Origin of the sequence: Stenotrophomonas sp. GD03777, assembly GCF_029842485.1 — a bacterium.
Taxonomy (GTDB): Bacteria; Pseudomonadota; Gammaproteobacteria; order Xanthomonadales; family Xanthomonadaceae; genus Stenotrophomonas; species Stenotrophomonas sepilia.
In genome coordinates, this window is sequence record NZ_JAOCGL010000019.1 from 21,909 (window position 1) to 47,922 (window position 26,014).

Genomic DNA, 26,014 nt, shown 5'->3' on the forward strand with positions numbered 1-26,014 from the left:
GCTAGGGGGATGCCATCATGGCCTGGGCGCGGTGCCCGGTCTCGGTCATCACCGAGGCCAGCTGCTTCAATGAGTACGGCTTGCGCAGCAGGGTGAAGCCATGGCCAGGATCCCGCGCCAGCAATTCGCTGTAGCCGCTGGTGAGGATCACCGGAAGCTCCGGGAAGCGGGCGCGGATGGCACGGGCCAGATCCAGGCCGTTCATGCCCGGCATTACCACGTCGCTGAAGACCACATGGAAGCGCGCGGCATCCCGTTCCAGCTCGGCCAGGGCCTCGTCCGCATTGCGTGCAAGGACCACGCTGTAGTCGAGTTCGCGCAGGGCGCCCACCGCAAATTCGGCCACGTCGACGTTGTCTTCCACCACCAGCACGCAGACGCCATGACCATGCTGCAGCCCCGATTGCGCCGCCGGCCGTTCCGCCGTTTCTCCTGCCTGCGCCAGTGGCAGATACAGCGTAAAGCGGGTACCGGCGCCGGCCTGGCTCTGCACGTCCACCTCGCCTTCTGACTGCTTGACGAAGCCGAATACCTGGCTGAGACCGAGCCCGGTCCCAGCGCCCACGCTCTTGGTGGTGAAGAAGGGCTCGAAAATGCGGTCAACCACCGCAGGGTCGATGCCCGCTCCTGTGTCGGTCACACTGATCGCGGCAAAGTCGCCCTTCATCGGCGCGGCGAAGCGCACCGAAGGCACGGCGGTTACCCGTTCCACTTCGATGGTCACCCGGCCGTGTCCCTCGATCGCGTCGCGGGCATTGACCGCGATGTTGATCAATGCGGTGTCCAGCTGGGTCCGGTCCAGCAGTACCGGCATCGGTGTATCGGGCAATGTCAACGACACCTGGATGCGCGCGCCAAGTACCGTGGTGATGATATCCGAGAGCGCGTGCACGCTTTCGCAGAGGTCGAAGACCTCCGGCGACAGGCTCTGGCGACGCGAGAATGCAAGCAGTTGCGCGGTCAGCTTGGTGGCGCGGTCCGACGCTGTTGCAATGGCCTGGATGTAGCGGCGCCGGGTGTCGTCTGCCGGCCACGTGTGCAGGAGCATGTCTACCGAACCGGTGATGACCTGCAGCAGGTTGTTGAAGTCGTGGGCCACCCCGCCGGTGAGCTGGCCGATCGCCTCCAGCTTCTGCGACTGGCGCAGCTGCTCGCGGGCGCGCACCAGTTCCAGATGGGCCTCCCGCGCCTGCTCGGTGATCGCCGCGACCTGGCGGCTGTGCAGGTCGCGCTCGATCACCCGTTCGGTCTGTTCGCTGACCACGCACAGGATGCCGGCCACACTGCCGCAGCCGACGCGCAGCGGCGAATAGGAGAACGTCCAGAATGTTTCACGCAGCGTGCCGTCGCGATCCATCATCAACGGGAGGTTCTTGAAGCTGCGGCTGGTGCCGGCGAAGGCATCGTTGACGGCCTGCACCACGTCCGGCCATACGTCCGCCCAGACATCCTCCAGGCGATTGCCCATCGCGCGGTGCAGTTTTTCCCCCAGCATGGGCAGGTACGCATCATTGAAGAAGAACGCCTTGTCTTCCTTGCCCCAGGCAAGCCACAGGGGTTCTGGCGAATCCAGGATCATCGCCAGTAACGTGCGAAGTTCGGCGGGTGCGCTTGCGGCAGTGGCCGAGCGGGCCCAGTCACTGTCCTGCAGCAGTCGGTAGGCGAGCTGATCAGGTGCAGAGACTGGCAGGGGAAAAGGATGCATGGCCGCCATTGGCGCAGGAAGGTGGCGCAGCATAGCCGAGCGCATGTCATGACGCTCTGCACACCGCCGACATGAAGGCCTCGCCACTTCGCCGCCGACGTGGCAGCGATGCACCCCTTGTTCCGCAGGTTGCCGCTATCGCGGCGCAGCGCGAAGGGAGGCGGAGCTGGCCTGAGCGGCGGGTCTAGCCCTCACGACCTGCCTGCGCGGTGAGCGCATCCCGGCCAGCCTCGGTGAGATCGATATCCCCGTCCTCTGCCTGTACAGCCCATCCGGCGGTCACCGCCCAGGTTGCGGCATCACCGCGCACCGGTTCTGCAGCGGCGATCGCTTGGAGTATTTTCCGCTGTTCCGCAGTCATTATCACGTCGCGGTCCTCAGATACCCAGCAACGACGCCGGTTGCCAGTCCGACAGCCGGGCATGGCTGACCGGCTGATGGCAGCCGCACCCGTCGCAGCGGAACAATGCTCCACCTGGCAAGTGCACCAGATTGTCCTCACTGGCCGAACTGGTCGATGTGCAATGCCGGCAGGTGACCGTGAGCGCGGTGATGCGCTGCACGCCCCCTGACAGATCGAACACGGCCTCGAACGCGCGAATGACAGGGTGGGCAGTGTCCGGCATCTGAATCTCGACAGGGTGGGGAGACCTCATCGTCGCGCGCCGGTTGTGATGGGCCAGTCAGCCAGGTGCATGGACATGATCAAGACAGCTGCGGCAACCGGCAGCGCTCCATTTCAGAGATCCTTTTTCTTTCCGCTCAGGTCCAGCGGCTTGTCACTGCCGCCGCGCTCGCTCGACCACACTTCCACACCCTTGTTGCAACGGCTCTCGCGGGCAGCGACCTCGCGTGGCAGATCCTTCAGATGGGGTGACTCTTGGCAGGTCGGATGCATGGCGCTGTCGTCGTAGGTGGCGCAGGCGCTGAGCGACGCCAGAGCGATGGCAGTGAGGGTGGCGCGGAATGAAGGCTGCAGGTTCATGGGGTGGCCTCGGGTAATGCCAGGATGGTCATGGAATTCAAATCCGTGACGCCGGGCATGCACAATCGGACCCATTGCACTTGTTATTCTGTAACAAATGCGCGATAGTCCGGCCCCTGCTGGGTCAGGCGATGCAGATCATCAGCACCATGCACAGCGCCACCATCAGCACGAACACACGACGGCTCAGCGCCAGGCAGGCCAGATAGGCTGCGAGCGCCCAGGCAGCCAGCAGTGCGCAGGCCACCACCCACAGCCCGATCCCCATCATCGAATCGGCTGCCAACGCGGACAAGGCGATGGCCTTGGACAACGCCACCCCCAACACGCTGCCCAGCATGCCGGCCTGCAAGGCGATGGCATCGTGGCGGGCAGGGGCGCGAGGGTGGTGCATTGTGGGTCCGGTGCAGGCCGAGAAAACGGCGTCGGCTGCACTGTGCCCAAATGCACATCCACGAAATGTGTTCATCGCGCGTCAGGAGCGCGACGAAGCCGGCTCAGTCGAACGGTTGACCTGTGGATGCGGTCGTCCGTTCTTCAGTGGTTGCCGGCGGCGACGGTCTTGCGCTTCCTGTCCAGCATCACCGCCACGCACCACAGCAGCAGGCCGCCGATCGCGGTGGCTGCACCGACATAGCCGGTACTGGCCGGGCTGAAGCCGGCGCTGATCGCCATGCCGCCCAGCCACGGGCCGAGTGCGTTGGCGGTATTGAAGGCGGCGTGATTGGAGGCCGCCGCCAGCGTCTGCGCTTCGCCGGCCACGTCCATCAGGCGCGTCTGCAGCACCGCCGCCAGCGCACCCATGGTGCCGACCGTGATGATCATCGGGCCGATGGTCCACACCGACTGTGCGGCCAGCGGATACAGCAGCAGCATCACGATCGACCACAGCAGCACCACGGCGGCGGCCTTGAAGTGGAACTTGTCCACCAGCCAGCCACCGGCGATGTTGCCGATGATCGCGCCGATGCCGAACACGCCTACTGCCAGCGGCATCCACGATTCGGCCACACCGGTGACCTGCACGAGGGTGGGTGCGAGGTAGGTGAACACGCAGAACATGCCGGCGAAGCCGACCGCACCGATCGCCAGCGCCAGCCACACCTGGGGAGTGTTGAAGGCGCGCAGTTCGCGCATCGGCGAGGTACGCACTTCGTCCGGGTCCGGCAGCAGGAAGCGCGCGATCATCGCCACCGTGGCAATGGCCAGCACGCTGACCAGGGCAAAGGCGGTGCGCCAGCTCAACTGCTGGCCCAGCCAGGTGGTCAACGGATTGCCGACCAGGATCGCGATCGACAGGCCCAGCAGCACCCGCGACATCGCCTGGCCGCGCTGGCCGGCAGGGCTGATCGCAGCGGCCACCAGCATCGCAACGCCGAAGTAGGCGCCATGCGGCAGGCCGGCGACGAAGCGTGCCACCAGCATCGTGCCGTAATTCGGTGCCAGCGCGCTGGCCAGGTTGCCGATCGCGTAGAAGCCCATCAGCGCCAACAGCAGCTTGCGGCGCGGGAAGCTGGCACCCACGAAGGCGAGGATCGGGGCACCGACCACCACGCCGATGGCGTAGGCGCTGATCAGGTGCCCGACCTGGGTTTCGGAAATCGACAGGCCGCGGCTGATCTCCAGCATCAGGCCCATGCTGGCGAATTCGCTGGTGCCGATGGCGAAGCCACCCAGTGACAGAGCGAGGATGATCAGGGTGCGCTGGCGGGGCGTCAGCCGCGCAGCCAGGGAAGAGTTGGGGCTCATGCGGGGGCGCGATGGGGCGGGGGAGCCGTTCATTGTACTGCTGCACTGCAACAGGAGCAGCAGCACTCAGAGTAAATCAGCGTTTGATCGGTGACACGCCGGCCCTCCGCGCCGCCTCGCGGCGGGCTCAGATGCCCAGCGCCGCCCGGGCATGAGCGTATTTGTCGCGAAGGCGCCCTGCCGTGGTCCCGTCCAGCATCGCCAGCCGCTGTGGATCGGCGTTGTCATCCAGATCGGCGCGCTTCACTTTCAATGCAAGCGGGTGGGCGGCAATGCGCGCGTAGTAGCTGTCCGCGTCAGGAGCTGCATCGCGGTTGAGCAGTTGCACCGCCTCGCGCAGCGGCGCCGGAAATACCTCGATCCGCGCGGCAAACGCCGGGCAGTCCTCGGCCACGTCATGCAACCAGGCCACCACTTCGGCGTCATCGTCGCCGCGCACGGCGGCCGCCACCCGCGCCACATGGCCGATATAAGGCTGGCCGGCCTTGTCGATCTGCCCCGCGTGGGCCTCGGTGGCCAGCGTACGGGCAAGTGCTACCCAGTCCATTGCAGTCTCCTTGGATATCCGCGCACAGTTTCGCGCAAAAGCCGCAGCGGTTGTGGATGCGCCCATGACGCTGCCACGGGCATGATGGCGAGGCAGGGGACGCAGTGTTGCCCCGACAAGGAGGAGTGAGATGCAGGAGTTCAGGCATGTGCTGGAAACCCGTGGACGCTATCAGCTGGTAGCGGTGTCCTACGAGCCGGTGTACGCTCCCGGCGATGTGGTCGGCCATGCGGTCGTCGCCGACGATGGGGATCGTCTGACCGACCTGATATCACTGGCCGAAGCGCGCCAACGCTTGCTGCAACTGGTGCGTGAAGAGGGCGAGGAGCCCGGGCTGGAAAACGAGAACCACCTGCGGAAGAAGGCGTCGCGCTGGCGCCACCGCTAGGCCGTCGCGCCGCGTGCGCATCATGGAGGATTCGGGTGTTGCCCAGTAAGAAGTATCTGCTCATCGCCATCATCACGCTGGCGACCCTGCTGCTCGGTTTCGTGTTTTCCGGCTATCTGACCCTGCTGTTCCTGGGGCTGGACACCCAGCTGTTCACCTGGAACACCTACTACCAGTACGTCCACGCCATCGGCCAACCGCAGGTCGCGCCCTTCGTGGGCAAGATCAAATGGGCTGGCTACGTGGGCTTCGGCCTGCCCCTGCTGGTGCTGCTGGTGGCCGGCCTGGTGCTGCTGCTGAAGAAGGACAAGCGCTCGCTGCACGGCGACGCGCGCTTCGCCACCGGCGCCGACCTGGCCAAGCACGGCATGTTCAAGAAGACCGGCCAGAGCATCGTGGTCGGCAGCCATGGCGGCAAGCTGGTGCGCCTGGATGGCCAGCAGTTCGTGATCCTGGCCGCGCCGACCCGCTCGGGCAAGGGCGTGGGCGTGGTCATCCCGAACCTGCTGGAGTACGGCGAATCGCTGGTGGTGCTGGACATCAAGCAGGAGAACTTCGACCTGACCAGCGGCTGGCGCGCCAGCCAAGGCCAGGAAATCTACCTGTTCAATCCCTTCGCCGAGGACCGGCGCACGCACCGCTGGAACCCGCTCAGCTACGTCTCCGATGATCCGGCCTTCCGCGTCTCGGACCTGATGAGCATCGCCGCGATGCTGTATCCGGACGGGGCCGAGGACCAGAAATTCTGGGTCAGCCAGGCGCGCAACGCGTTCATGGCCTTCACCCTGTACCTGTTCGAGAACTGGGACGACGAGCGCAGCAGCGGTTTCCCGGGCGGCGCCGGCACCCCCACGCTCGGTGCGGTGTACCGTCTGTCCTCCGGCGACGGCACCGACCTGAAGAAGTACCTCAAGACCCTGTCGGAGCGGCCGTTCCTCAGCGCCAACGCCCGTTCGGCGTTCGCCAACATGCTGTCGCAGGCCGATGAGACCTTCGCCTCGATCCTGGGCACCTTCAAGGAACCGCTCAATCCCTGGATCAATCCGGTGCTGGACAAGGCCACCAGCTGCAACGACTTCCTGCTGACCGATGTCCGCAAGAAGAAGATGACCATCTATATCGGCATCCAGCCGAACAAGCTGGCCGAGAGCCGGCTGATAATCAACCTGTTCTTCAGCCAGCTGATCAACCTCAACACCAAGGAACTGCCCAAGTCCAACCCGGACCTGAAGTACCAGTGCCTGCTGCTGATGGACGAATTCACCTCGATCGGCAAAGTGGAGATCATCGCCTCGGCGGTGTCCTACATGGCTGGCTACAACATCCGCCTGCTGCCGATCATCCAGAGCATGTCCCAGCTCGACGCCACCTACGGCCGGGAAGTGTCACGCACCATCATCACCAACCATGCCCTGCAGATCCTGTACGCGCCGCGTGAGCAACAGGATGCCAATGACTATTCGGACATGCTGGGCTACACCACGGTGCGCAAGAAGAACGTCACCCATGCCCGCGAGAAGACCCACAACTTCACCGAGGAACGGCGCGCGCTGATGCTGCCGCAGGAGCTGAAGGCAATGGGGCCGGACATGGAGGTGTTCCTGTATGAGGGCATACCGCATCCGGTGAAGTGCGACAAGATCCGCTACTACAAGGACCGCTACTTCACTTCGAGGCTGCTGCCGAAGGTGGACGTTCCGATGCTGAACGTCTAATTCACGACGCTTAATTTGTGAATTTGATTCGAAGTTAAGGATGTGAATTCGTGATTTCGGTCAAGAATTTGGCATTTGTTCATGGATTTTCAGACTTGTCTGACATGGAATTGACGCGTGGTGGTGCGACCCTGTGCATGTCGTCCAGAAGTGTGTGCTGGATGTCGAAGATGTAGCAGCAGGGTGGCCAGGAGTTTGTGCCATGGAAACAAGGATGGTTTCGACGTTGGTGAGGTATGCGGATGTGTTGTCGGCTGCGCCGATGGCCCCGCGACCTGGTTGGCAGCCTTTGGGCTGCAGGGGAGCCGGAGTGGGTGCGCTGCACACAGCGTGTCCCTCCGATTCCGGCGTGCGCGATGCAGCGCCGGACGACCAGGGGACCAATGCTCGGGACTGCTTTTTCGTACGTCAAAGTGAAGCCCGTATGAATCAGGCGTTTATCGCGAAAATGTCCATCGCCGCAGTGGCGGCGCTGATGGTGGCCGGTTGCGCCACCAAGTCCGCTCCGGATTTCGGAGGCCGCTGGAAGCCGGTCAACCGCTTTGCTGCGACGACGACCGAAATTCCGCTGTACTCCAGCTACGTCTACCAGGCCTCGCCGATGGATGGCACGCTCAAAGCCATGCTCGAGCGCTGGGCCAAGGATTCCGGGCGCACGCTGGACTACCGCCTCAGCTCGGATTTCACTCTGTATGGCGCGGTCTCGAACATCGACACCACCAACGCACAGCAGGCCGTGATCGATCTGACCGCAGCCTATGCGGCGCAGGGCATCTCCGTCTCCATCGTTGGCAACCAGATCGTTGTGCAGAGCGCTGGCTCGACGCCGACCGCGTCGGCGCAGGGCGCTGATTCCAAGAGCGGCACCTGAGCCCACCTCGAAATCATCGAACGTGCCGCTCCCCGCGCCTGTCGCAGGGGTGCCACGCCCATTGATGTTTCAGCAGTACGGAAGAATCCATGTTCCGCAAGAAGGATCCCGGCAATAGTCCCAAGGTCGAGCAGTCGGTCGCCAAGGCGGTCAGCTACGAGATCACCGTGGCCGACATGGCGCGCCGCAGCGAGCGGCGCGCGTGGTGGGTCGCCACGGGCTCGTTGCTGATGTCGCTCGCGCTGGCGGGGGGCTACTACTACATGCTGCCGCTGAAGGAGAAGGTGCCGTTCCTGGTGATGGCCGATGCCTACACGGGTACCGCGACCGTCGCGCGCCTGAGTGGCACGTTCCAGGGCGAGACGATCACCACCAACGAAGCGATCAATCGCAGTAACGTCGCCCAGTACGTGCTCGCGCGCGAATCGTACGACTCGGCGGTGATGGGGCTGCGTGACTGGGAACTGGTGTTCGTGATGTCTACCGATCCGGTGGCGCAGTCCATGCGTGTCCGCTATGCCGGCAACAATCCGCAGAACCCGTTCGTGATGTATGGCCGCGAACGCGCGATCCGGGTCAAGATCCTCAGCATCACGCCGCTGGGCGCAGAACCGAACGGCAGCTTCCGCGGCGCTTCGGTGCGCATCCAGCGCAGCCTGCTGGACAAGCGCACCGGCGTCTCTACCTACCTGGACAACCAGCTGGTGACGATGCGCTTCGAGTACAACCAGAACCTGGCGTTGTCCGAGCAGGATCGCATCCTCAATCCGCTGGCGTTCCAGGTCACCGAGTACCGCGTCGACAACGACTACTCGCGTGGCGTGCCGGTGCCGGATGACGGCGCCATGCAGGCACAGGCGCAGCAGGCCGCGCAGGCCGCGCAGCAGGCGCAGGGTGTCTACGATCCCAACAATCCGGCCGCGGCCACCATGATCGACCCGGCCACCGGCCAGCCGGTCGCGGTGCCAGCCAACGGCCAGGTACCGGGTCAGGCAATGCCGGGACAGCCTGTACAGGGCCAACCGATGCCGGGTCAGCCGGTGCAGGGGCAAGCAATGCCGGGGCAGGCCATGCCCGGACAGCCGGCCATGAGGCCGGCGCAGAACAATTCCACCGGAACTGCTGATGGAGCAAGCAACCGATGAGTAGTCGAAATATCAGGGGAAGCGCGCTGGCGCTGCTGTCGATGTTGTCGTTGCTGTTCTCAGCAGCGGCGATGGCGCAGGCGGTTGACCACTACGAGTACGAGAAGGACCGCATCTATCCGGTTCGCACCGGCCTGGGCCTGACCACCCAGATCGAGTTGAGCCCGAACGAGAAGATCCTCGACTACAGCACCGGCTTCAGCAGCGGCTGGGAACTGACCCGTCGCGAGAACGTGTTCTACCTCAAGCCGAAGAACGTCGACGTCGACACCAACATGATGGTGCGCACCGAGACCCATTCCTACATCTTCGAACTGAAGGTAGTAGCCACCGACTGGCGCCAGCTGGAGCAGGCACGCCGTGCAGGCGTGCAGTACAAGATCGCCTTCGTCTATCCCAACGACACCGTGTTCGGTGTCGCCCAGGAAGCGGTCGAAGAAGAGGCCAAGCCGTTGTTGAGCTCGGAACTGGCCAAGGACCGGCAGTACAACTTCAACTACTCCTATTCGACCAGCAAGGCGAAGAAGATGGGGTGGCTGATCCCGGTCAACGCCTACGACGATGGTCGTTTCACCTACCTGAAACTGCCGAATTCGCCGGAGTACAAGACCGGCATCTTCCCGGCGGTGTTCGGTCGTGAAACGGAATACGGTGAAGACTTCGTGGTCAACACCACGGTTGAAGGCAATACGCTGATCGTGCACGGGACGCACCCGTACCTGGTCATCCGCCACGGCGACTTCGTCGTCGGCCTGCGAAGGAACGTGAAGAAATGAGCCAGCAGAACACTCCCGGAAACGACCCGAACAACGGACGCGACGAGAGCCAGAGCCCGTACGGCGCACAGGGTGCCGCGGACGCGCCGTCGAATCCCTACTTCGGCACGACCCAGGCCGAGCCCGCGCCGGATCTGGATGCGGCCGCGCCGCAGCTGCGCTCGGCCGAAGAGCAGCGGTTGAACCGCAAGGCGCTGCTGTTCCTCGGCGGTATCGTGCTGCTGCTTGTGGCCATGGGCTTCCTGCTGTTCCGGAAGGGGCAGGATGACAAGAATGCCGTGCAGAAGGTGCCGGAAGTTGCGCGCGTGTCTACGCCGACGCTGCCGGACGCCGTGCAGACGGATCCGGTTCCGTCGCAGGCGATGCAGCCCGCTGACCCGATTCCGATGCTGCCACCGCTGCCGCCGCAGGAGAGCAATGCCATTTCGCCAGCGATGATGGGCACGCGTCAGGAGCGCGAGATCGAGCGTGGCCCCTCGCTGCTTGATCGCCGCATTGCCGGGTCTGGCGGTGGCGTGGGTGGCATGGGTGAAGGGCAGGGTCAGGCTGGGGGTCCTCCTTCATCCTACGAACAGGCCATGCTCGCCACGCTGCAGGCGCAGAACGGCAACACCGCTCCCGCAAAGGTTCGCCGCGGCCCGGACGTCGAGGATGTCTCCAGCGCCACCTACATCCAAAGCCCCGATGCGCTGCTGGTGCGTGGCACCTACCTGCGTTGCGTGCTGGAAACCCGCATCATCACCGACCTCGCCGGCTACACCTCGTGCCTGCTGACCGAGCCGGTGTACTCGATCAACGGTCGCAACCTGCTTCTGCCGAAGGGCTCCAAGATCTATGGCGCCTACGGCGGCGGTCCGATGGGCAAGCGCGTGGAAGTGATCTGGGATCGCATCACCACACCGAATGGCATCGACGTTGCGATGTCCAGCCCGGGCGTGGATCAGCTGGGTGGCGCCGGTCATCCGGGCCAGTACAGCGCGCACTGGGGTAGCCGTATCGCTTCGGCGCTGATGATCAGCCTGATTTCCGATGCCTTCAAGTACGCAGCCGCCGAACACGGTCCGGAGACGACCACCATCGCCAATAACGGCATGACAGTGCAGTCGCCCTATGAGAGTGCTACCGCACGCACGATGGAGCGCCTGGCCAACGAGGCACTCAGCAGCAACCGTCGTCCGCCGACCGTCACCATCAACCAGGGCACGATCGTGAACGTCTACGTCGCCAAGGACGTCGACTTCACCAACGTGCTGCATCCCCGCCGGTAACCCAACGAACGATCATGGACGCCGAAGTGTCACCCCTCGCCCTCGTCTCCAGCGATTTCCTGCGCTATCAGTACGAAGTGCTGGGCATCGCCGAGTACATGACCTCTCCGGAAGTGACGGAAATCTGCATCAACCGTCCCGGTGAGCTGTACCTGGAAACCCGGGCGGGGTGGCAGCGGGTGGACGTGCCGAGCCTGACCTTCGAGCGGGCCCGGCAGTTCTGCACGGCGGTGGTGAACGAGAGCAACACCGGCCAGCGCATCACCGATGCCGATCCGGTGGTGTCGCTCACGTTCCCCACTGGCCAGCGTGCGCAGTTCGTGATTCCGCCTGCATGTGATGCAGGCAAGGTGTCGATCACCATCCGTCTGCCGTCCAAGCACACCAAGTCGCTCAGCCAGTATCACGAAGACGGCTTCTTCAATCAGATCCTGGAAAGCGATGGCAGCATCAGCGAGCAGGATCGCGAGCTGCTGGAGCTGCGTCATTCGCGAGAGTACGCCGAGTTCTTCCGGCGTGCGGTGATGTACCGCAAGAACATCGTGGTATCCGGTGCGACCGGCAGCGGCAAGACCACCTTCATGAAGGCGCTGGTCAACCATATCCCGGACAACGAGCGCCTGGTCACCATCGAGGACGCACGCGAGCTGTTCCTGACCCAGCCCAACGTGGTGCACCTGTTGTATTCCAAGGGCGGGCAGAGCACCAGCAATGTGACGGCCAAGAGCTGCATGGAAGCCTGCCTGCGCATGAAGCCCGAGCGCATCATCCTGGCCGAGCTGCGCGGTGACGAAGCGTTCTACTTCATCCGCAACTGCGCGTCCGGCCACCCGGGCTCGATCACCAGCTGTCATGCCGGCAGCCCGGAGCAGACCTGGGACCAGCTGGCGCTGATGGTGAAGGCTTCAGCCGAGGGTTCGGGCCTGGAGTTCAACGTGATCAAGCGGCTGTTGATGATGACCATCGACATCGTCGTGCATATCAAGGCGCATGCCGGCTCGCGCTACATCACCGGCATCGACTTCAATCCTGGGCGTGCCCAGGGGCAGGAGGGCTGAGGGATGCTGCCAGGACTGGAAATGATGGCGTGCCCGGAGATGGCCGTGTCGATGGATGTGATGCAGCACGTCATCAACGTCGAATCGTCGCGCAATCCCTACGCCATCGGCGTGGTCGGCGGTGCACTGGTGCGCCAGCCCAAGGCGTTGGATGAAGCGCTGGCGACGGTGCGCATGCTGGAAGAGAAGGGCTACAACTTCTCCATCGGGCTGGCCCAGGTCAATCGCTACAACCTGGGCAAATACGGGCTGGATTCCTACGAGAAGGCCTTCCAGCAGTGCCCGAACCTGCAGGCCGGTTCGCGCATTCTCGCCGAGTGCTACAAACGCTCCGGTGGTGACTGGGGCAAGTCGTTCAGCTGTTACTACTCGGGCAACTTCGAGACCGGCTTCCGTCACGGCTACGTGCAGAAGATCTACGACTCGATCCGCCGCGGCCAGCAGATTGCCAGCAATGGTGTCGCACCGATCGACGTGGTCAGTCGGGGTGAGCGCCGCGCGGTGAAGGTCGAGCATCACCCGCAGCTCGCTTCGCCGGCGCAGGCGCGCATCGTTGCTCAATCCAATGGCCCGGTGTACGTGCCGTCGGAAGATCCCGCACGCGCCTATGTCGTGTACCCGTCCACCGGTGCGATGGCGCGGGGCAGCCTGCTGAACATCGCCGACCAGGCACTGTCCAAGGTGGTGCTGGGTTCGGTGGACAGGATGATGCAGCCTCAGGCGCAACCCAGCCAAGGGGCCGCCTATCCGCAGCAGCAGGCCGCTGGCATGCCGCAGCAGCTGCCGCAGCAGGGCCCCGCACAGGCGATGGCCATGCCGCAGCAGTTGCCGGGCGCCGCCGGTGCCAGCAATGAGGGGCCCGTGATGCTGCGGCCCTGGAGCGAGCGTAACCAGCCTGTGGCAGGTGCCGACAATTCATTCAACGCGCCGGTGCAGGCCGCACCGGTGCAGCAGATTCCCGCAGGGGATGCGGCCTTCGTGTTCTGACGAAGTCGTGGTGCGGCCAGTCCCCCGGCTGGTCGATTCAGTTGTGTTAGTCCATCAACAAGGAAATCAATCCATGAAGCGATCCAATCTCGACCTCGTCCAGGCCCAGCGCACGCTGAAGACCCTGCTGATGGCCACGATCTTCGTTGGCGCACTGTTCGCCCCGCAGGTGTTCGCAACCGGCACCGACTTCGGCGGCACCGACAAGAAGGTCTGCGGTTTCTTCTCCAACATCAACGGCCTTCTGAACATGGCCTCGATCGCCGTCGTGACCATTGCGGTGATCTTCGCTGGCTACCAGATCGCCTTCGCGCACAAGCGCATCGGTGACGTCGCGCCGATCCTGATCGGTGGCGTGCTGATCGGTGCCGCCGGCCAGATTGCGCGCATGCTGCTGGGCGAGGGTAGCGACGGCAAGTGCGGTGGTGGCACCAGCACCTCCTACCTGATCAACCACGTGATTCAGTACTACAGTGCATAAGAACGTCGTGTTCCGCGGCTGCACGCGCCCAGCGATGTTCCTGGGCGTCCCCTACCTGCCATTTTTCATGGTGGCAGGTGGGTTGCTGCTGCTCAGCATGTACACGAACTTCTGGTTCCTGCTCACCATTCCGGTGGCGGTCTTCATCATGCGGCAGATGGCCAAGCGTGACGAAATGATCTTCCGCCTGTTGGGCCTGCGCCTGATGTTCAAGCTGAAAGTCCGCAACGTGCAGGAACACGATGGCATGTGGGTATTCAACCCCAATCATTACCGCGACAAGCCGGCCCGAATGGATTGAGGTCCGGATCCGGCCTGGCGGGCGTCCGCGCCCGCCGGGTCTTTTGTAACTCCTTGGCACTACCTCTTTGGAAGCAGTCGTATGTTCAGCCCTGACACCTCCATCAGTGAGTTCATTCCGTTGTCGTCGCATGTCGCTCCGAACGTGGTCAAGACCACGGGCGGCGATTACCTGCTGACCTGGCATCTGGAAGGGCTGCCGTTCGTCGGCCGCGAGGAGTGGGAGCTCGAACATCGCCACAACACGTTCAACCGCCTGCTGCAGACGCTGCGCGCGCCGGATTTCGTCAACGTCGCCTTCTGGGTGCACGACATCCGTCGTCGCCGCACGCTGAAGGGCAAGAGCAACTACAAGCAGCGCTTCAACCAGGACGTGTCCGACCAGTACATGGGCATGCTGTCCTCGCAGCGCATCATGCAGAACGAACTGTACCTGACCATGATCTATCGCCCCGTGGTGGCGGGTAAGCGCTTCGTCGAGAAGTCGGCGAACGTGGACAAGCTGCGCGCGGAGCAGGAGCAGGCAGTCGAAAAGCTGATGGAACTGGCCGGCAACGTCGAGGCCGTGATCCGCGACTACGCGCCATACCGCCTGGGCATGTACGAGGCCAAGAATGGCGTGGTGTTCTCGGAAACGCTGGAGCTGTTCGGTTACCTGATCAATCGCATCGACGAGCCGGTGCCGGTGCTGTCGGCGCCAATCAAGGATTACCTGCCGGTCAGCCGTCATATGTTCTCGGCCAAGACCGGTGACTTCGTCATCAATACCCCCAACGGTGCCAACCACTTCGGCGCCATCCTGAATATCAAGGAGTATGCCGAGGGCACTTACCCGGGCATTCTCAACGGCCTGAAGTACCTGGACTACGAGTACGTCATCACCCATTCGTTCAGCCCGATGGGACGTCAGGATGCGCTGAAGGTGCTCGACCGCACCAAGGGCATGATGATCTCCTCAGGTGACAAGGCGGTGAGCCAGATCGTCGAGCTGGACCAGGCGATGGATCAGCTGTCGTCGGGCAACTTCGTGCTGGGTGAATACCACTTCATCATGGCGGTCTACGGCGACACCCAGGCCAAGCTGTCGCAGAACGTCGCTTCGACCCGCGCAGAGCTATCCAACGCCGGCTTCGTGTCGACCAAGGAAGACCTGGCGGTTACCTCGTCCTTCTATTCGCAGCTGCCGGGCAACTGGCGCTATCGCACACGCTTGGCCAATGTCAGCTCGCTGAACTTTCTGGGCCTCTCGCCGCTGCACAACTTCGCCACCGGCAAGCAGCACAATAACCCGTGGGGCGACTGCGTCACCACGCTGCAGACCACCAACGGCCAGCCGTACTACTTCAATTTCCACGCGACCCATCCGTCGGAAAACTCGCTGGGGGAGAAGGCGATCGCCAACACCATGGTGATCGGCAAGTCCGGTACCGGTAAGACCGCGCTGATCAACTTCCTGCTCAGCCAGGTGCAGAAGTATGAGCCGTCGCCGACCATCTTCTTCTTCGACAAGGATCGCGGTGCGGAGATCTTCGTGCGCGCCTGCGGTGGTAACTATCTGGCCCTGGAGAACGGCGCGCCGACCGGCTTCAACCCGTTCCAGTGCGAGAACAATGAAGCCAACGTGCAGTTCCTGGCCGACCTGATCAAGGTGCTGGCCGGCAAGCGTGAGTACAGCGCCCGCGAGGAAGAGGACATCTACCGCGCAGTGGAGAGCATGCTCGATACGCCGATGCACCTGCGCAGCATGACCAACTTCCAGAAGAGCCTGCCCAACATGGGCGACGATGGCCTCTACGCGCGCATGCGCCGCTGGACCTCGGGCAATTCGCTGGGCTGGGTGTTCGATAATCCGGTCGATACCGTCGACCTGAGCAAGGCCAATATCATCGGCTTCGACTACACCGACATCATCGACAACCCCGAAGTGCGTGTGCCGGTCATCAACTACCTGCTGCACCGCCTGGAGTCGCTGATCGATGGTCGTCCGCTGATCTACGTGATGGACGAGTTCTGGAAGATCCTGGACGGCGAGGGTGGCCTGAAGGAGTTCGCGAAGAACAAGCAGAAGACCATCCGTAAGCAGAACGGTCTTGGCATCTTCGCGACGCAGAGCCCGGAGGACGCGCTGAAGAGCGATATCTCCGCCGCGCTGATCGAGCAGACCGCCACGCTGATCCTGCTGCCGAACCCGAATGCCAGCAAGAGCGACTACATGGACGGCCTGAAGCTGACCGAGGCCGAGTTCAGGGTGGTTACCGCCCTGGACGAGCGCTCGCGTTGCTTCCTGGTCAAGCAGGGTCATGCCTCCAGCGTGTGCCAGCTCAACCTGCGTGGCATGGACGACATCCTGTCGGTGATCTCGGCCTCGACCGACAACATCGACATCATGCATCGGGTGTTGCAGACGGCTGCAGTCCGCAATCGGATCACCGTGGACGAGCTCACGCCGGAACAGTGGTTGGAAGATTTCTATAAGAATCGAAAGGGTTCGGGCAAGACGGCGAGTGCTGAGGCCGTGGCATGAGTCGGGTGTCCCGACGCTCTTGAACGACCGACTATGGAGACGATGATGAACAGTCTGAGCAAGAACAGGAAGAAGGCCGGTATGCCGCGCAGCACTCGACTGAGCGCGTTGGCATTGGGCGCCGTGATGTCGTTGGCAACCACGACGGCGAACGCAGGCTGGCCGGTGTTTGATTACTCGAACCTGATGCAGGCCATCTATGAGTACAAGAACTCGATCACCAGTTACGCGGCCGACGCTGCCGAGTATGCCGAGCAGGCAGAGCGTTGGAAAAGGACGCTGGACCAGTACGCTCAGGCGCTGGTGAAGGTGCAGGCTCAGATGCGCAAGATCGGCCTGCCGGAGGGGCAGCCGTTGGTACCCGTGCCTGCGGACTATCTGGTGGCGGAAACCTGTGGCAGCAAGAGCAGTTTCTCGCCCGGCGATCTTTTCAAGAGTCTTGTGTTCAATCCGACCGGTGACATGAAGGAGCAGCAGACCCAGATCTGCGTGAACATCCGCATGATGCAGAATCGCAAGTACAACGATTCGGTCATGTTCCTCGCGCAGTCCATTCCCCAGATGGAGTCGGGCCTGAAGGAAATATTCGATCTGCGCATCTTCAGCAATGATCAGGGCAACGTCCAGGGTTCGGACAGCGAAGCGACCCGCATGGCCAACAACCTGGAAGTGGCAGCGCAGAGCTGGGAAGGACGCATGCGTTCTTACGATGCCTACATTGAAGTCATGGAAGCCAACCAGAAGATTGTGGCACAGGCGGCGCTCAAGGGAGATCCCACCAAGACCCTTGCGAGCGATCTGGTGAAGACAGTCGCGCTGAAGGCTGCACTGTCCATCGATTGAGGCAGGCGGTGGGGTGGCCAGAGCAAGTGCAAGGGGCGGCCACCGGTGCAAAAGCGGTATTACCAAGGGATTGCAGGAATGACGATCAGGTCGATTGCCAACTTTGATTTTTCGGGCGGGTTCCAGGATCTGATGGAGCACGCTGTGCGTATCCAGTCGATCGGCGACTTCGTGTTCTTCAAGCTGATTCTTGACTACCTGCGCGACAGGATTGGCAAGTTCGGCTTCCATTTGATGGAGAACATGATGACGTGGGTCGGCGGCATCGCGCTGACCCTGATGACCCTGTGGGTGCTGGTACAGGGCTATCGGATCGTCACCGGCCGCAGCCGGGACTCGATGATGATCCTGGTGACCAACATGGCGCGCGCCGCCCTGATCGTGGCGGTGGCGACGAGCATGGGCATGTTCGGTCGCGACCTCCATGAATTCCTGACGGAAGACGTGAAGGGGCTGATCACGCACGTTGTGACCGGCAAGGACGAGAAGCCCGAGGCGCAGATCGACAAGAGCCTTGCCTGGATGCAGGTGGCGCTGTCCAGCATCGATGGGATCAAGATTCTCAATGATCCCGAGCTGCAGGCTGACAAGACCCGCGCGATGTGGTTCATCGGCCTGGGCACGGGTGGCCCTGCGGTGACGGCAGGTTCAATGCTGCTGCTGTATGAGGTCGCCATGGCCCTGTTCATCGGCTTGGGACCACTGTTCATTCTTTGCCTTCTGTTCGACCAGACCAAGCAGCTGTTCCAGCGATGGCTGTTCTACGGCATTGGAACCATGTTCTCCATGGCGGTACTGGCGGCGATGGTATCTATCGCGCTGGACATGGTGATCCGCGTGTCGGCCTCGTTCTGGATGACAGCGCTTGTGAACAAGTTCCCGCTCATGGGCGCGTCCAGTGACGGTATGACCAGTCAGGCGATGCAGCAGGGTGGCATGGGATTGATCCTGACGACCTTGATTCTGACTGCGCCCCCAATGGCGGCCATGTTCTTCCAGGGCACCTTGGGTAGCTTCATGGCATATTCGCAGATAGGTGGTAGCGCAGCCGCTACTCCGAGTGCGGATGGGCGTCCACCCGGCACCTATACACCAGCTGCTCCTTCGAAGCAGGATTCTGTCAATCCGGAAACCAGTAATTCAGCTGGGAATGGCAGGCTCACTGTTCCGCAAGGGGGGCTGCTGTCCCCCCAGGAGACTGGGCTCCGGGCTGCGAATAAGATCAGCGGCAATTGATGAAGAGGTAAATATGTCTTTGGCTTCGCGCGTGATTCTTCTGATGATTACGTTGGTAGCTGCCGGCCAAGCATTTGCAGAAGGGCGTTGCCCGCCAGGTCAGTACCCAATCGGTGGCCCGGGTGTCGGTGGGTGCGCCCCGATTCCAACTGGGGGGGAGAGCGGCACATCTGCGCCCAGGCCCGACGGCCGTTGGATCAAGACGTGGGGTGCCATCTCTCTGTCACCTGCGTCCGGTGACATGGGGGCATCCAAGGGTCATAAGGATAAGTCGGCAGCCGAGACAGAAGCCCAAGAGCGATGTGCGCAGTATGGGGCGACCGACTGCAAAGTCCTGACAACTTACAAGAACCAGTGCGTTGCCTACGCGACCGCGCAGGAAGGACGGAAGGTAAGGACGAACACGGGAGCATCGCGCGAAAGTGCAACCCAGAATGTGCTGGCTGCGTGCAGTAAGGAGAGCATTGGGCAATGCAAGGTGCTCTATACCGACTGCACTGAGCCGCTCTTCAAGTCTTACTGAGCGAAGTGCGACCGGGGCGTACAGGCATGAGTTGTTAGAGGTCGCATTACGGCTTGTTAGCGAGTATTGACCAAACCAACATTCAGAGCGTTTGCTGTACGAGGTCGCTTTGGGCCTCGTTCTTCGTCCTGCGGTCCCTGTGCATCTTCTGTCTGCTGTTTGCCTAGGCCAAGCAGCTGTTCAAAGGTAGTTGTTCTACGGCATAGGCACCATGTTCTCGATGGTGGTTCTTGCGGCGATGGTATCTATCGCGCTGGACATGGTGATCCGCGTGTCGGCCTCGTTCTGGATGACAGCGCTTGTGAACAAGTTCCCGCTCATGGTCGCGTCCAGTGACGGTATGACCAGTCAGGCGATGCAGCAGGGCGGCATGGGATTGATCCTGACGACCTTGATTCTGACTGCGCCCCCCAATGGCGGCCATGTTCTTCCAGGGCACCTTGGGTAGCTTCATGGCATATTCGCAGATAGGTGGCAGCCCGGTGGCACAGGCGCCTGGCCCGAGCGGGCAGCCGCCGGGTAGCTACTACACGCCGGATAAGCCTTCGACGAGCAAGGGAAGTGAAGGCGCTAATGAAGTTGGTGCTCCAACAAAGATGTTCACCGGTCCTTCTAACTCCACGCCCGAGCATGATCCAGGCAGGATGGGGATTGGCAATAAACCGAGATAGAGCCAAGGTGATTGTGATGCGTGCAGCGAATAAATTCAGGGCGAAGCAACTGGTAGCAGCGTACGCCTCGATGCTGTCTTTGCTGTTGATCCTCTTCTTGGTGGATGCTCCGTCCGCTAGCGCAGAAGGTCGTTGTCCACCCGGACAATATCCCATTGGTGGGCAGGGCGTGGGGGGGTGTACACCGATTCCGGGCGGGGACAGTGGGGCGAATGCAACGGCGGCGCCTAGGCCAACAGGCCGCTGGTTGAAAACTTGGGGAGCTATTGCCACTGCTCCGAGCGGTGATGCCGGTGCATCAACGGGTCAGAGTTCGAAAGGCGCTGCAGAAAAAGAAGCTATTTCGCAGTGTGCCCGCGGAGGCGCTAGTGATTGCCGAGTGACGATGTCCTACAAAAACCAATGCGCTGCAATGGTTACCCCTTCGAGTCTCGAAAGAGGAGGAGCGGTGACGTGGCGAGCCGAGACGGAGGCTCTCGCGACGAAACTTGCAATGGATGAATGCACAAAGCGGGGAAGCGCAGGGTGTAAAGTATTTTATTCCGCATGCTCTGATCCGATTTTTCAGGAGTACTAGTGGAACTTCAGCGTGAGCGAATTTTGAGACTGGCTTGCAAGTATGCCTGCTTGGCAGGTGGGGTCTGGGGCTGACGGGTGGTGCGCGTTGGCGCTAGATTTAAGTGGCGTCCGTTTAGTTGAGAAGGCTTAATTCAGTTGGGCTCCTCAATATGATGTCGCGAATCGCCTCCAAGTTCGTCAGGCCGTACCGCTATCCCGCGTGCAATCCTGTGGGTGTATTTCTGATGATGCGCGTATACGCTGAGCGCGCATTGGATTGTTAAGCTTGGGCTCACTTCGTGGGAAGTGCTCAAGGGATATCGGCTCATCAATGATGGCCTTGGTGATTCAAGAGACGAACGCCAGCCCTGATCGTGGCGGTGGCGACGAGCATGGGCATGTTCGGTCGCGACCTCCATGAATTCCTGACGGAAGACGTGAAGGGGCTGATCACGCACGTTGTGACCGGCAAGGACGAGAAGCCCGAGGCGCAGATCGACAAGAGCCTTGCCTGGATGCAGGTGGCGCTGTCCAGCATCGATGGGATCAAGATTCTCAATGATCCCGAGCTGCAGGCTGACAAGACCCGTGCGATGTGGTTCATCGGCCTGGGCACGGGCGGACCTGCAGTGACGGCAGGTTCCATGTTGCTGCTGTATGAGGTCGCCATGGCCCTGTTCATCGGCTTGGGACCACTGTTCATTCTTTGCCTTCTGTTCGACCAGACCAAGCAGCTGTTCCAGCGATGGCTGTTCTACGGCATTGGAACCATGTTCTCCATGGCGGTACTGGCGGCGATGGTATCTATCGCGCTGGACATGGTGATCCGCGTGTCGGCCTCGTTCTGGATGACGGCGCTTGTGAACAAGTTCCCGCTCATGGGCGCGTCCAGTGACGGTATGACCAGTCAGGCGATGCAGCAGGGCGGCATGGGATTGATCCTGACTACCTTGATTCTGACTGCGCCCCCAATGGCGGCCATGTTCTTCCAGGGCACCTTGGGTAGCTTCATGGCATATTCGCAGATAGGCGGTAGCCCGGTGGCACAGGCGCCGGGCCCGAATGGGCAGCCGCCGGGTAGCTACTACACGCCCGCGCAGGAGAAGAATTCATCGCAGGGGTCCAGTGGTCCCTCTCCGCAACTTGAAGGGCGCTCGGTGATGGGTTCTGGTCAAAATCAGCATGTTGAATCCAAGTCGCCGGGTGCCTTGGGCAACGCGTTGGTGAAATGAAGACCCGTTTTTCGTTGAAGGTGAAGATGATGAAGACTCTGTTGCTCTTGGCGATTTTGTCGATTCCTGCAGCGGCATATGCCGAGGGCAGGTGTCCGCCAGGCCAGTATCCCGTGGGTGGTGCTCAGGGTGTTCTTGGGTGTGCCCCGATTCCGGGGGGGAGCTGATTCTTCGTCATCGCCGACCGCACCCGCTCCATCTGGGAAGTGGGAAAAGCGATGGGGCGCGATTGCGGAAGACTCCAGCGCCAATGCTCGTAGGGTCGTCAGCGCTACAGGCGTTTCGGAATCTCGCAAAAGCAAGTCCGAGGCGATCTCTGTGGCTCTGGATCAATGCCGTTTGGGAGGAGGGCAGAAGTGCCAGGTTCTCATCGTTTACAACAATCAGTGCGTGGCGCTTGCGGATACTCCTAAAGGCGCGACTTCGGCAAGCTCGATAGCTGCCCGCGCGGAAACCTTGGAGCTTGCAAGGCGTAACGCATTGGAACAATGTAAGGCGGCTGCGAATGGTACCGAGTGCAGCGTCATCTACTCGACCTGTAGTGAGTCTGAGTTCAAGTCTTTCCGTTGATGTGATTCCTGACACTGGCTGGGCTTGGTTGCATACTGAAGGTCTGCTTTTTTTATTTTAGGGGTGGCCCGCTAAGACGTGGGCCATTTCTATTTTCGCTTTCGCTTTCGCTTTCGCTTGAGATGGCGAAGTTGCGCCAAGGGTGGGCGCTGTTGTCCACGGGTTCGGTCAACGTGAGCGCGAGGTGATTACTCTTGGAGATAAAACGTCGTTCTGTAATTCATTTGTCTACTAGCTTCTGCCTTTGGCGCTGAGTTGATTGGTTCGGGGCGCAGTTCATCCTTAGTCTATTGTTCGATCAGACCAAGCAGTTGTTCCAGCGATGGCTGTTCTACGGTATTGGAACCATGTTCTCCATGGCGGTGCTGGCGGCGATGGTCTCGATCGCGCTGGACATGGTGATCCGCGTGTCGGCCTCGTTCTGGATGACGGCGCTTGTGAACAAGTTCCCGCTCATGGGCGCGTCCAGTGACGGCATGACCAGTCAGGCGATGCAGCAGAGCGGCATGGGATTGATCCTGACTGCCTTGATTCTGACCGCTCCCCCAATGGCAGCGATGTTCTTCCAGGGAACCTTGGGCAGCTTCATGGCATATTCGCAGATAGGTGGCAGCCCGGTTGCTCAGGCGCCGGGCCCGAGTGGGCAGCCGCCGGGTAGCTACTACACGCCGGCCGCTCCGGAGAAGGGGCATTCTGGCCAAGACAGTGGTGCGCATGATCGTCATGCGACTGCACGTTCAACTCTTCCATCATCAGATTCCACCAGGGTTGCCGAAACCGGCCTCAGAGCTGCACATCCCGGCAATCAATAGCCGCCACACATAACGGAGTAAAAGTGTGAAATACATATTGCCCTTCATTCCTGCCGGCTTGCTCCTATGTTTTTTTATGACGGGTGAGGCGAAAGCGGAAGGGCGTTGTCCGCCAGGGCAGTACCCGGTCGGTGGTCAAGGAGTAGGTGGATGCGCACCTATTCCGGGCTCCGGTGCTGAAGGCGTGCAGAGCAGTCCTATTGCTACTGGGCGTTGGATCAAGACTTGGGGGGCAATTGCGGGGGCGGCAAGCACGGGCGATATGGGGGCTTCCGTTGGAAGGCGCTCCAAGCGAGAAGCCGTCTCAGAAGCGCTTGCTCGGTGCGCGACACACGGGGCGAAAGACTGCAAGATCGATACAACTTACAAGAACCAGTGCGTCGCATATGCTGACCCTGAGCCGGGCAGTAAGGGGATAGTTTCCATTTCAGTCGCCGGCTCAAGAGAGGAGGCGACCAGTCGGGTTCTCTCCTACTGTGCGAAGAACGGTGGTGGGTAATGCAAGGTGTTGTACACGGATTGTGCTGAGCCAATATTTGAATCTTTCTGAGCTATGTCAGTTGAATCACGGGCGGAATCCCTGAGTCGGCCTTTGCGTGATGGGAACAGCCTGCTGAAGATCAGCCCACTTCATTGGTGGTGAGCTGGCACAGCAGATCTAGTTGGTAAGGTTGGGTGTCGCCACTAGTCACTTCGACGGCCCCCCGGGTTTTGAGTGGCGGGGCTCTTTAGAGTCCGGGTTTCATCGTAGCGGCTTTGGCCGCCAGCTGTTGGGCATAGGCGGTCGGGGTCAGGCCGCCCAAGATCTTCTTCGGTCGCTCCTCGTTGTGTTCCCGTCGCCAGGTCTCGATCTCGGTGCGGGCGTGCAGCAGCGTCGGGAACCAGTGCTCGTTGAGGCATTCGTCGCGCAGGCGGCCGTTGAAGCTCTCGATGTCGGCGTTCTGGTTCGGCTTGCCTGGCTGGATAAAGCGCAGCTGAACACCGCGCTAGTGCGCCCACGTCACCATCGTCTTGCCGCAGAACTCCTTGCCGTTGTCAGTGCGGATCACCTGTGGCAGACCCCGTGTCAGCGCCAGCCGATCCAGCACCCGCGTTACGCCGTGGCCGGAGATGGCCCGCTCCACCTCGATCGCCACCGCCTCGTGTGTGGCATCGTCGACGATGGTCAGGGCCTTGAGCACCCGGCCCTCGGCGGTGCGGTCGAACACGAAGTCCATCGACCAGACTTGGTTGGCCGCTTTGACCTGCCCCCGGTTTTCAGGGCCAGCCTAACTTAAGTAGAGTCCGTCCCCATACCGAGGACGGACATGAAGAAGCGTTTCACCGACGAGCAGACCATTGGCTTCCTGAAGCAGATTGAATGGTAGAGGTGGGTACATGAAGTGCTTTGCAATGCATTTTCTGCTTGTCATTTCTAACGTGGCGTCGGCAGAAGGGCGTTGCCCACTGGGGCAGTACCCAATTGGAGGGCAGGGCGTGGGCGGTTGTGCGCCCATACCTGGTGGACAAGCCAGTGCTGAGAGTGGTAGCCAGGTGCCAACGGGTAGATGGGAAACCCGGTGGGGTGCGCTAGCCCAGGATGCGGGTCGTCGAACAAGTCAGGTTTTGGCGATTGGTGTGGCGGAGGCCAGAAAATCAAAGCGAGAAGCGAAGTCTCTAGCGCTCTCTGAGTGTCGGCGGATGGGTGGGCAAGAGTGTGAAATTACTCTCGAATATCACAATTAGTGCGTTGCACTAGCCGGACCGGTGATTGGTTATGTTCGCCTAATGAACGTGAAGACTGTGGCGTATCGCTCGCCGAATGAGCGCGATGCGAAGGCAGAATCACTGCGGCTCTGTGAGGCCGAAGGTAAAGGGCGCAGTTGTACCGTTATCTACTCTGCGTGTGGATCTACACATGTTGCCGATACGCAGTCGGATACAGGCCGATTTGCCAAGGCGCCTATTTAGTTCGCGGAGATTCGCGTTGTTTGTGTAAGGAGAGTTGCCTGATGAGAATCATTCATTTGCTAGCGCCGTTGGTGTTCATGATCGCTACATCGGCCTTTGAGGCTCACGCTGAGGGGAGGTGTCCTCCGGGGCAGTACCCCATCGGAGGCCCGGGTGTCGGTGGTTGCGCACCGATTCCCGGAGGCGAAGGTGCAGCGACCAGTGAGCCTAGAGCGACGGGTAAATGGATCAAGACCTGGGGCGCAATTTCGTTGGCGCCTTCGGGCGCCTCTGGCACCTCAACAGGGCGAGTACGGAAGACGGAGGCTGTTGAAGAGGCGCAGAGGAATTGTGCTGAATCCGGCGGAGTGGGATGCAAGGTCACAATTGCATATAAGAATCAATGCGTGGCTGCCGTTGTAGCCAGCTCGGGTACAGATGGAACCACGCAGTTTGGTACCGGCGCGACGATCGAGAGTGCTAAGGAGTTTGCCTCCCGGCTATGTGCCTCGAAAGGAGGAAGCGATTGTGCTGCCGTCTATTCCGCTTGCTCTGAGCCGATCTTCGAGAAATTCTAGAAGTCCTATAGCGGGTCTGTGGTCGTCCGGCTCGATTGAATGTGAGCCAGATCGAAATGGTTAGGTGCCCCATAGTCGTGCGCCGACTCAGGTGGCTGTATTAGGGGCGAATCCGCATGCTTCCGTAGCTTGATTGCGTGGTGCCGGAAAGATGAATGACAGCGGATCAGAGACTGCATCTAGCATTGCCCCGGGATTGAGTGGCGAGGTACGCGTTTCTGACGACGCGTATACGATGAGCGAGAATTGGATTGTTGAGCTTGGGCTCACTTCGTGGTACGTGCTGAAGGGATATCGGCTCATCAATGATGGCCCTGTTGATTCAAGAGACGAACGCCAGCCCTGATCGTGGCGGTTGCGACGAGCATGGGCATGTTCGGCCGCGACCTCCATGAATTCCTGACGGAAGACGTGAAGGGCCTGATCACGCACGTTGTGACCGGCAAGGACGAGAAGCCCGAGGCGCAGATCGACAAGAGCCTTGCCTGGATGCAGGTGGCGCTGTCCAGCATCGATGGGATCAAGATTCTCAATGATCCCGAGCTGCAGGCTGACAAGACCCG

23 protein-coding genes and 5 pseudogenes are annotated in these 26,014 nt (G+C 61.4%); 21 read left to right on the top strand and 7 right to left on the bottom strand.

What is annotated here, in order from left to right:
• Nucleotide 1 precedes the first annotated feature (1 nt).
• The 6 genes from N5E02_RS06805 to N5E02_RS06830 all read right to left on the bottom strand — a co-directional run bounded on the left by N5E02_RS06805 (nt 2) and on the right by N5E02_RS06830 (nt 4,986).
• Nucleotides 2-1,705 carry a PAS domain-containing sensor histidine kinase gene (locus tag N5E02_RS06805; protein WP_065186201.1) on the bottom strand — a complete coding sequence of 568 codons (1,704 nt, stop codon included), beginning with the start codon at nt 1,703-1,705 and terminating at the stop codon, nt 2-4.
• Nucleotides 1,706-2,082: 377 nt separating this feature from the next.
• Nucleotides 2,083-2,331, bottom strand: a complete 249-nt coding sequence (locus tag N5E02_RS06810; RefSeq protein ID WP_005417258.1) for a hypothetical protein — start codon at nt 2,329-2,331, stop codon at nt 2,083-2,085.
• Between the two features lie 113 nt (nt 2,332-2,444).
• Entirely contained in the window at nt 2,445-2,690 is a 246-nt protein-coding gene (locus N5E02_RS06815; RefSeq protein WP_005417256.1) for a hypothetical protein, read from the bottom strand.
• Nucleotides 2,691-2,814: 124 nt separating this feature from the next.
• Nucleotides 2,815-3,084 (bottom strand): hypothetical protein, encoded by a 270-nt coding sequence (locus N5E02_RS06820; protein WP_005417254.1) that lies wholly within the window; start codon nt 3,082-3,084, stop codon nt 2,815-2,817.
• A 143-nt stretch (nt 3,085-3,227) separates the two neighbouring features.
• On the bottom strand, nt 3,228-4,439 hold the full coding sequence (locus tag N5E02_RS06825; RefSeq protein ID WP_005417252.1) for an MFS transporter: 1,212 nt from the start codon (nt 4,437-4,439) through the stop codon (nt 3,228-3,230).
• Nucleotides 4,440-4,566: 127 nt separating this feature from the next.
• Nucleotides 4,567-4,986 carry an HD domain-containing protein gene (locus N5E02_RS06830; protein ID WP_049415052.1) on the bottom strand — a complete coding sequence of 140 codons (420 nt, stop codon included), beginning with the start codon at nt 4,984-4,986 and terminating at the stop codon, nt 4,567-4,569.
• Between the two features lie 130 nt (nt 4,987-5,116).
• Between N5E02_RS06830 and N5E02_RS06835 the strand changes: the two genes are divergently transcribed.
• The 19 genes and pseudogenes from N5E02_RS06835 (at nt 5,117) to N5E02_RS06925 (ending at nt 23,443) form a co-directional block, all read left to right on the top strand.
• Entirely contained in the window at nt 5,117-5,374 is a 258-nt protein-coding gene (locus N5E02_RS06835; protein WP_005417248.1) for a hypothetical protein, read from the top strand.
• Nucleotides 5,375-5,409: 35 nt separating this feature from the next.
• Nucleotides 5,410-7,089: a type IV secretory system conjugative DNA transfer family protein gene (locus N5E02_RS06840; RefSeq protein WP_061480696.1), complete on the top strand. Its 1,680-nt coding sequence runs from the start codon at nt 5,410-5,412 to the stop codon at nt 7,087-7,089.
• 424 nt (nt 7,090-7,513) lie between these two features.
• A complete protein-coding gene (locus N5E02_RS06845) occupies nt 7,514-7,960 on the top strand; it encodes a hypothetical protein (protein WP_095377175.1) in 447 nt (148 codons plus the stop codon).
• 89 nt (nt 7,961-8,049) lie between these two features.
• The gene (locus N5E02_RS06850) at nt 8,050-9,105 is read left to right on the top strand and encodes a type IV secretion system protein (RefSeq protein ID WP_019660295.1); all 1,056 of its coding nucleotides are present in this window, start codon (nt 8,050-8,052) and stop codon (nt 9,103-9,105) included.
• Complete coding sequence (locus tag N5E02_RS06855; protein ID WP_014037652.1) at nt 9,102-9,881, top strand: TrbG/VirB9 family P-type conjugative transfer protein; 780 nt, start codon at nt 9,102-9,104, stop codon at nt 9,879-9,881. The genes N5E02_RS06850 and N5E02_RS06855 overlap by 4 nt, the downstream gene beginning before the upstream one ends.
• Complete coding sequence (locus tag N5E02_RS06860; RefSeq protein ID WP_053500185.1) at nt 9,878-11,149, top strand: TrbI/VirB10 family protein; 1,272 nt, start codon at nt 9,878-9,880, stop codon at nt 11,147-11,149. Before N5E02_RS06855 ends, N5E02_RS06860 begins: the two co-directional genes overlap by 4 nt.
• A gap of 14 nt (nt 11,150-11,163) precedes the next feature.
• Nucleotides 11,164-12,207 (top strand): P-type DNA transfer ATPase VirB11, encoded by a 1,044-nt coding sequence (gene virB11 / locus N5E02_RS06865; protein ID WP_049415061.1) that lies wholly within the window; start codon nt 11,164-11,166, stop codon nt 12,205-12,207.
• Nucleotides 12,208-12,222: 15 nt separating this feature from the next.
• A pseudogene (locus N5E02_RS20930) lies at nt 12,223-12,687 on the top strand (lytic transglycosylase domain-containing protein); the annotation flags it as partial.
• Nucleotides 12,688-13,267: 580 nt separating this feature from the next.
• A complete protein-coding gene (locus tag N5E02_RS06875) occupies nt 13,268-13,675 on the top strand; it encodes a TrbC/VirB2 family protein (RefSeq protein WP_046431329.1) in 408 nt (135 codons plus the stop codon).
• Nucleotides 13,668-13,976: a VirB3 family type IV secretion system protein gene (locus N5E02_RS06880; protein WP_019660289.1), complete on the top strand. Its 309-nt coding sequence runs from the start codon at nt 13,668-13,670 to the stop codon at nt 13,974-13,976. Before N5E02_RS06875 ends, N5E02_RS06880 begins: the two co-directional genes overlap by 8 nt.
• Nucleotides 13,977-14,057: 81 nt before the next feature.
• Complete coding sequence (locus N5E02_RS06885) at nt 14,058-16,499, top strand: VirB4 family type IV secretion/conjugal transfer ATPase (RefSeq protein WP_279946111.1); 2,442 nt, start codon at nt 14,058-14,060, stop codon at nt 16,497-16,499.
• A 45-nt stretch (nt 16,500-16,544) separates the two neighbouring features.
• Entirely contained in the window at nt 16,545-17,342 is a 798-nt protein-coding gene (locus N5E02_RS06890) for a hypothetical protein (protein ID WP_231109098.1), read from the top strand.
• Between the two features lie 78 nt (nt 17,343-17,420).
• Nucleotides 17,421-18,578 (top strand): type IV secretion system protein, encoded by a 1,158-nt coding sequence (locus tag N5E02_RS06895; protein ID WP_065186154.1) that lies wholly within the window; start codon nt 17,421-17,423, stop codon nt 18,576-18,578.
• 43 nt (nt 18,579-18,621) lie between these two features.
• Nucleotides 18,622-19,101 carry a DUF4189 domain-containing protein gene (locus N5E02_RS06900; RefSeq protein WP_081275808.1) on the top strand — a complete coding sequence of 160 codons (480 nt, stop codon included), beginning with the start codon at nt 18,622-18,624 and terminating at the stop codon, nt 19,099-19,101.
• A 211-nt stretch (nt 19,102-19,312) separates the two neighbouring features.
• On the top strand, nt 19,313-19,549 hold the full coding sequence (locus N5E02_RS06905; protein WP_231109097.1) for a hypothetical protein: 237 nt from the start codon (nt 19,313-19,315) through the stop codon (nt 19,547-19,549).
• 293 nt (nt 19,550-19,842) lie between these two features.
• Nucleotides 19,843-20,349 carry a DUF4189 domain-containing protein gene (locus tag N5E02_RS06910; RefSeq protein ID WP_111175885.1) on the top strand — a complete coding sequence of 169 codons (507 nt, stop codon included), beginning with the start codon at nt 19,843-19,845 and terminating at the stop codon, nt 20,347-20,349.
• Nucleotides 20,350-20,698: 349 nt separating this feature from the next.
• Nucleotides 20,699-21,412 (top strand): annotated as a pseudogene (locus N5E02_RS06915) (type IV secretion system protein); the annotation flags it as partial.
• Nucleotides 21,413-22,407: 995 nt separating this feature from the next.
• Nucleotides 22,408-22,812 (top strand): annotated as a pseudogene (locus N5E02_RS06920) (type IV secretion system protein); the annotation flags it as partial.
• A gap of 208 nt (nt 22,813-23,020) precedes the next feature.
• Nucleotides 23,021-23,443 (top strand): DUF4189 domain-containing protein, encoded by a 423-nt coding sequence (locus N5E02_RS06925; RefSeq protein WP_279946113.1) that lies wholly within the window; start codon nt 23,021-23,023, stop codon nt 23,441-23,443.
• 229 nt (nt 23,444-23,672) lie between these two features.
• On the opposite strand, the pseudogene N5E02_RS06930 reads toward N5E02_RS06925, so the two are convergent.
• Nucleotides 23,673-24,179 (bottom strand): annotated as a pseudogene (locus N5E02_RS06930) (integrase core domain-containing protein); the annotation flags it as partial.
• A gap of 792 nt (nt 24,180-24,971) precedes the next feature.
• Between N5E02_RS06930 and N5E02_RS06935 the strand changes: the two are divergent.
• Both N5E02_RS06935 and N5E02_RS06940 read left to right on the top strand, forming a co-directional pair.
• Complete coding sequence (locus N5E02_RS06935; protein WP_279946114.1) at nt 24,972-25,451, top strand: DUF4189 domain-containing protein; 480 nt, start codon at nt 24,972-24,974, stop codon at nt 25,449-25,451.
• 372 nt (nt 25,452-25,823) lie between these two features.
• Nucleotides 25,824-26,014 (top strand): annotated as a pseudogene (locus N5E02_RS06940) (type VI secretion protein); the annotation flags it as partial.